The sequence below is a fragment of the Marinobacter sp. AC-23 genome (assembly GCF_001858325.1).
GTDB lineage: Bacteria > Pseudomonadota > Gammaproteobacteria > Pseudomonadales > Oleiphilaceae > Marinobacter.
On the sequence record NZ_MBPP01000086.1, the window covers coordinates 1 to 6,555 of the forward strand.

Genomic DNA, 6,555 nt, shown 5'->3' on the forward strand with positions numbered 1-6,555 from the left:
GTTTCTCAATGTTGTGCACCAGGCAATACAATTGCCACTGACCCTGCACCTTCTTTTTGCCTCGCAAGCTGAAGCGATTCAGTCTTTTGTTCGTGCCGATGTTGCCGAACACGGGCTCCACTACCGACATGCGGTGGCTATAAATCGCTTTGCCTTGTTTGCTATCCACCGGTGTTTCATCCAGTCGGTATACGTCGGACCTCGCTTGAGTTCCAGGGCATAAGAGACCTGCCGCCCTTTGCCTTTGCGGTGATCCGCTGAGCTGGGGTTTTGCATGCATTGGTGCTTTTTTGGGCAATGGCGGCACTGTAATAACCGGCCCTGGAAGTGGGCTCTTGGCACGCCATTTTGGTCGTTCCGCGTGCCTTCGTAATGTAAGGATTCTCCAGCGGGGCAAATGCAGGTCATCGCAACGGGGTCGAACTGGAATTCGCTGGCCGGGATCACTTGCTTCCAGCCGGTCTTCGGTTGGTTCTGGTGACGCTTGCCGTACTTGGTTTTCTGACCGGAGAACTTGGGGTCACGGCTGCGGAAGCGGTTGTCTGGGATGTAACCGTTGATCTGTTTGTCGTGCAGGTATTGCATATTGCTTCGTTGGCGAAGCCCGTATCGGCCGTAACAACTGCGCCGGTTTGGTAGATATCGTCGACGATGCCCAATTTTTTATAGCGCTGCTGAACCGTCTCCAGTACAGGCTTTAAGGTGTGATGTTCCTGACCTTCACCGAAGGTCTGGGCATCGATGATGATCTGGTGTTTCTTGTCCACCGTGGCGACACCGTTATAGCCTGGATCGTGCCTTTGCTGGTGGTCATTTTGCCGCTTTCGTTATCGGTGAGGTTGCTCTTCACTTCCTTGCGTCGTTTCCCTTGGCCCATCCTTGGGCTGCTCGTCTTTAGGAAACGGTCTACTTTTTCCAGGGACTCATCCAGAGAGAGGACGGTTTTGGCTCGCCGAATGTCGCGATCTAACTCGGCTTCGGTTTCCGCCTCATCTCGTTCTTGATGTTCTCGCAGATGATGACGAATCAGACGTTTTAGTTTGTCGCGCTTTTCGCCCAGTTCTTTAAAGGTGCCCGACCATTCTTTGGCGGCGTTTGAGGACATTTTGCAGCCATCGATGGCGAACAACTCGTTGCCCAGAAGGCCTTGTTCGTGGCACACCAACAACACCTGTTCGAACAGTTCTTCAATCTCATCGGCGTGAAGACTGACAAACTTGGCCAGGGTGGTGAAGTGCGGGACGGTATCGCAGGACAGCGCTTTAAAGATGATGTTGGTCTCGCAGCACCACTGGATCTCGCGGCTGGAGGTGATGCCTTTGGAGTAAGCGAACAGGATAATCTTTAACAGAATGGCCGGATCGTAGGCCGTGCGGCCAGTATCGTCGTTGCGGTATTTCGGGTGAAACACTGACAGATCCAGCTTGTGCTCGATCAGATAATGCACCGCGTGTTCAAAGGTGCCCGGCTGGAGCTGTTCCTGGTAGTTGATAACGACCATGGCATCCTGGTCGTAGTTGTAGTGCTTGAAGCGGGGCATTCCGACGGCTCCTTGTCTGTTTTCTCAATCCTAGCAAACCCAAGAAGCAATTTTTGGGTCTTTCTACAGCCTCAACGCTGAGCACAGCGGCGACCTTGGAATGGAGCCGAAGGCGCAATGTAGAGGGCGTCTGGCGGCCATCGGCCGCGTACTGCTGCGGTTTGTTATGGTATTTAGCGGCTACTGGCAAGGTCAGCATGTTCCTGCAACTCGGCAGAAATGAATGCTGAAATCATGGCCCGATAGACCGACTCTGTGACTTCGGGATTGCCACCAACCTCTGCCGCAAGCGTTCTGACTTTAGTAATAACTTGCTCAACTCGCTGAGGCGCTTTCACATCATCAGTGGTCTTTTTAAAGCGCGCAGCCTGCTTAACGAAACCACCACGCTTGGCAAGTAGCCCAACAATTTCCCTATCGATCGAATCAACATTTGCGCGTACTTCATCTATAGATGTACAAACCACTTCCGTGTTCAAAATATTCTCCTTATTATGTGTTGCTAGTTTGGCTCTTCCCATCTCTGAACCGAACCTTCGTAGAAGTTAATTCGGCCGTCATTTTTATAATACCAATTGGCAATTATGCCTCCGTCAATTTTGTGAGCCGGTCCAAGTATTCTCTCCACCGATTCATAATCCATTCCCGTTTTCAGTTTTCTCCAATTTTTTAGCCTCTTCCACCCGTCATTGACTATGACGGGCTCATCACCTGTTCCCTTAATTGAAGATAATCTTGATTCTAGCTTCAGGATTCGATTCTTTAGCTCCTGGACCTCGTTTTCCACACTTGCGAGTTCTCCAGCTTCGAGTTCAGTCTGGACCGATTTGGATTGCAAGCCTTGGTTGGTCCCAGTTGCAGAGCAGCCAGAAAAAATTAGTGTTGATACAAGGAGGGATCTTATTAGTTTGTTCTTCATCGTATACTCCTGAGCCTTCCTACACATAACGAGGCTGTAGAAAAACCCGATTTCGAGCCGTTTCCGCCGCCTGATTTCCAATGTTGTTGTTCCGGCCATTAGTTGGCCGATTCTCCGGATTCCGGTGTTCAACCCGCCATTTCAGTCCGATGACGCCGTCAGTATTCGTATGACTGTCTTCCAGGCGCTGCCTTTCGGGCACTCCAATCTCATCATGCCGCCATTCGTCCGTAATTCGCCAGCTTCTCAATGTTGTGCACCAGGCAGTAAAGCTGCCACTGGCCCTGCACTTTTTTCTTGCCTCGCAGACTGAACCGGTTCAGTTTTTTATTGCTGCCGATGTTGCCGAACACCGGTTCCACCACCGACATCCGGTGACTGTAGATCTGTTTGCCTTGCTGGCTGTCGACGCGGTACTTCATCCAATCCGTGTAGTTGGGTAGGCGCTTGTTTTCGATGATGAATGAGACCTGTCGTCCTTTGCCTTTCCGGTGATTGGCAGCGTCCGGGTTCTGCATGCACTGGTGTTTCTTCGGACAGTGTCGACACTGCAACAGACGGCCCTGAAAGTAGGCCCGGCTTTGGCCATTCTGATCGGCTCGGGTGGCGTGGTATTTCAGGCTTTCGCCTGTCGGACAGATGCATCTCAGGTTCACCGGATCAAACTGGAACTCACTGGCCGGGATGACCTCTTTCCAGCCCGTGTCGGGCGGGTTCTGGTGCCGCTTGCCGTATTTGTCTTTCTGGTGGCTGAACTTCGGGTCCCGGCTGCGGAATTTGTTGTCCGGCACATAGCCGTTGATCTGCCGTTCGTGCAGGTATTTCATGTTGGCTTCATTGGCGAAGCCAGTGTCAGCAGTGATCACAGTCCCTTGCTGATAGATGTCTTCGACAATGCCCAACTTTTTATAGCGGGCTTCGACGGTTTCCAGTACCGGTTGCAGGGTGTGGTGTTCCTGACCTTCACCGAAGGCCTGGGCGTCGATGATGATCTGGTGTTTCTTATCCACCGTGGCGACCCCGTTGTAGCCTGGATCGTGCCTTCGCTGGTGGTCATCTTGGCGCTTTCGTTATCGGTGATGTTGCTCTTCACTTCCTTGCTCCGTTTCCCCCGGCCCATCCTTGGGCGGTTCGTCTTTAGGAACCGGTTCACTTTGTTCAGGGATTCGTCCAGGGAAAGCACGGTCTTTGCTCGGCGGATGTCCCGGTCCAGTTCGGCCTCGGTTTCCGCCTCGTCCCGTTCATGGTGCTCCTTCAGGTGATGGCGGATCAGTCGTCGCAGTTTCTTCCGTTTCTCTTCCAGCTCTTTAAAAGTGCCTGACCATTCCTTGGCGGCATTCGACGGCATCTTGCAGCCGTCGATGGCGAAGAGTTCGTTACCCAGTAACCCCTGTTCGTGGCACACCAGCAAGACTTGCTCGAACAGCTCTTCGATTTCATCAGCATGATTACTGACGAACTTGGCCAGCGTCGTAAAATGAGGAACGGTATCGCAGGACAACGCCTTGAAGATGATGTTGGTCTCGCAGCACCACTGCATCTCGCGGCTGGTCTTGATGCCCTTGGAATAGGCGAACAGGATGATCTTCAGCAAGATGGCTGGATCGTAGGCCAGACGGCCGGTGTCTTCGTTGCGGTACTTGGGATGGAAGATCGACAGGTCCAGCTTGTGCTCGATCAGGTAGTGCACCGCGTGTTCAAAGGTGCCGGGCTGAAGCTGGTCCTGATAGTTGATGACGACCATCGCGTTCTGGTCGATGTTGTAGGGTATGAAACGGGGTTTGGCTTTGGGCATCTGACGATTCCTTGTCCGTTTGCCTGATCCTAGCAAAACCGGGGCGCGATTCGGAGTTTTTCTACAGCCTCAACGCCGTTGTTCAGCGACAGCTTGGCAGAGCGAAGCGGCGACAAGGCTGTCCGGTGGAGGGCCTTCAGGCCCGGAACGTACTGGAACTATTGGTTAGGAAGTCGCAGCGTTCCATCACCAACCAAATAGACTTTGCCCCTTATGGTTACGTTTAGCTCAGAGCCTGCCTGAACAGTCGCATAAAGCTCGCTTGGCCTATCAAGAAATCGTCCCTGTGCCAAAACAAGGGTATCACTTACGGGGGCGCGCCCATGTGTAACCAAATACACCGCTGCCGGCCCTGCTGCACTACCAGTTGCGATATCTTCGACACTTCCATCATTTTCCCAGGTGCGTCCTTCGAGTTCATTTACTTCCAAAACGTAGACAAATTTGGCACCCACTGTCGCTAGCAAAGCCTCAAAGTCAGAAACAACGATCCGAGCGCGCTCAAGGTTGGAAGCTATAGGCACGATTAGGTAAGGAAGTCCCGTTGAAACGACCTGTAACGGAAGCCCTGAGGCCAGATCAGTGTTTGAAAGATTCAGCGCCTCCAAAAAGATTTCATTTCTCTCTGCTGAAATCGGGGGGTCAATGGTTGCAATTCCTTGATCCATTTCTGCGACATAAGACTCACCTTGGCGACGGCTAGTCAAGTTGATGCTTCGGTCATGAATTACAAACTCAAGGAGAACCTCATCTTGAGTCCCGAAGAACTCAGAATGAAGCACAGCTGCTGCCCCGATGACTGGGTGCCCTGCGAAGGAAAGCTCCTCTTCCATTGTGAAAATCCGAGCATTGAATTTTGATGGTTGATCGGTCCGCTGCAGGAAAATGGTTTCGAACTGGCGCATTTCCTGAGTAATGCTCTGCATGGCATGTTTGGGCAAGTCGTCATCAAGCAAGAACACACTCAACCCATTGCCTGACAATGGCTGGCTAGCGAATACGTCGACGAGCCAAAAGGGGAGTGTTCGTAGAGTCATTTTGATTTCCTAACGCGGAGCACAGCGGCGGCCCGCCAGGGACGTCCGGCGGCCATCGGCCGCGTACTGGTGCGGATTGTTATAAATTGAATTCGAATACATGCTGCTGCTTCAGAGGCTGAAAACCAAGAGCTTGGTAAAAACGGTGCGCAGGCTCTTTCTTAGAATTACATCGCACACGAAGCGCCAGCGCCTCAGATTTGGCCCATTCTGCCGCCTTTTGTACTAACCCGCTGCCAACATTTGCTCTTCGATTGTCTTCCTGAACCACCAAGCCCCCGATTTCTAAAAATGGTTCCACTCCAACCCGCAGAGCTAGGAACGCATGAAGCCAGCCAACAATGGCACCATCAACCTCAGCAACCCAAACACGGTGACCGCCAGTTTCGAGAAGCACATAAAAGTGACTCTCAACTTCGGACAAAGTGCTCGTTTCGGGCGACAAACCGCTTGCCAGGCGCACAACGTCAACCTCATCCCTTCGGACTGCTGGTCTAATGATCACGTATGCCTCGATACCTTGATTTATAACGCCCTTGTTTAGCGGCGCCCATGTAGCGCAGCGAAATGGGCGTCCGGTGTAGGGCCGCCAGGCCCGGAACGTACTACAACTATTTGTTAAGCATTTTTTTGACTCTGAGATGGGCCATCCACAGGCACAATGTCAAATTCGATGAGGTCATTCCAGTGTTGAGTCCAGACGCTAAACAATTGAGAGTCACCGGTTTCCATAAGCTGGTAGCAAATGCCGAGTTCCTTGTTTACCCATGAGTTCACAAAGTGAAGCCCCAGCGGCAGCATGCGACCTTTGCAACTAAGCCTCTCGTAAACTGCCTCTATGCAACCGGGCTTGAAGCGCTCGATTACCATGTATTGCTTCATAGGCAAGAGTCCACTTCTGTGCTTAACAGCGTATTAGATAGAACGCCTCATTATTGCAAAAACGTGACTTCCACATTTTACGCAACCTCCATCCCGGAGCTGAAAGCTTTTACTCCAAAATACCAACAACTTACCCCCCCCCCGACTTTCCATAGACTGTAATCGCGTGACGTCCTCATTATTGCACCGAGTTACCCATGAATAGTAGACACCTTCTATAGTTAGGGTAGCCCCTAGCGCGGAGGTGTTTCATGAGTCGCAAAAAGACCCAAGCCTACACTGAGGAATTCCGTCGGGAAGCCGTCAGAAGAGCCGATCAACCGGGTAGCACGGCAGCGTCCGTTGCTCGGGAACTGGGCATACATCCTGGCCAGATCTACAA

General features: G+C 52.1%; 6 protein-coding genes and 2 pseudogenes. 1 reads left to right on the top strand and 7 read right to left on the bottom strand.

What is annotated here, in order from left to right; genetic code table 11:
- From BCA33_RS20100 to BCA33_RS19025, 7 genes and pseudogenes are all read right to left on the bottom strand, one after another.
- Nucleotides 1-1,540 (bottom strand): annotated as a pseudogene (locus BCA33_RS20100) (IS1182 family transposase); the annotation flags it as partial.
- Nucleotides 1,541-1,713: 173 nt separating this feature from the next.
- Complete coding sequence (locus BCA33_RS19000) at nt 1,714-2,019, bottom strand: chorismate mutase (RefSeq protein ID WP_217632702.1); 306 nt, start codon at nt 2,017-2,019, stop codon at nt 1,714-1,716.
- Nucleotides 2,020-2,042: 23 nt separating this feature from the next.
- The gene (locus BCA33_RS19005) at nt 2,043-2,459 is read right to left on the bottom strand and encodes a hypothetical protein (RefSeq protein ID WP_139173063.1); all 417 of its coding nucleotides are present in this window, start codon (nt 2,457-2,459) and stop codon (nt 2,043-2,045) included.
- A gap of 212 nt (nt 2,460-2,671) precedes the next feature.
- Nucleotides 2,672-4,254: pseudogene (locus tag BCA33_RS19010) on the bottom strand (transposase).
- Between the two features lie 158 nt (nt 4,255-4,412).
- Nucleotides 4,413-5,291, bottom strand: coding sequence for a PhzF family phenazine biosynthesis protein (locus BCA33_RS19015; protein ID WP_071268304.1), 879 nt, complete (start codon nt 5,289-5,291; stop codon nt 4,413-4,415).
- Nucleotides 5,292-5,370: 79 nt separating this feature from the next.
- Nucleotides 5,371-5,796: a GNAT family N-acetyltransferase gene (locus BCA33_RS19020; protein ID WP_071268306.1), complete on the bottom strand. Its 426-nt coding sequence runs from the start codon at nt 5,794-5,796 to the stop codon at nt 5,371-5,373.
- A gap of 113 nt (nt 5,797-5,909) precedes the next feature.
- A complete protein-coding gene (locus tag BCA33_RS19025; RefSeq protein WP_071268308.1) occupies nt 5,910-6,173 on the bottom strand; it encodes a DUF3303 domain-containing protein in 264 nt (87 codons plus the stop codon).
- A 251-nt stretch (nt 6,174-6,424) separates the two neighbouring features.
- Here BCA33_RS19025 and BCA33_RS22985 point away from each other — a divergent pair.
- Nucleotides 6,425-6,555 (top strand): transposase (locus BCA33_RS22985; RefSeq protein WP_139173064.1); only part of this gene is annotated, 131 nt, incomplete at its 3' end.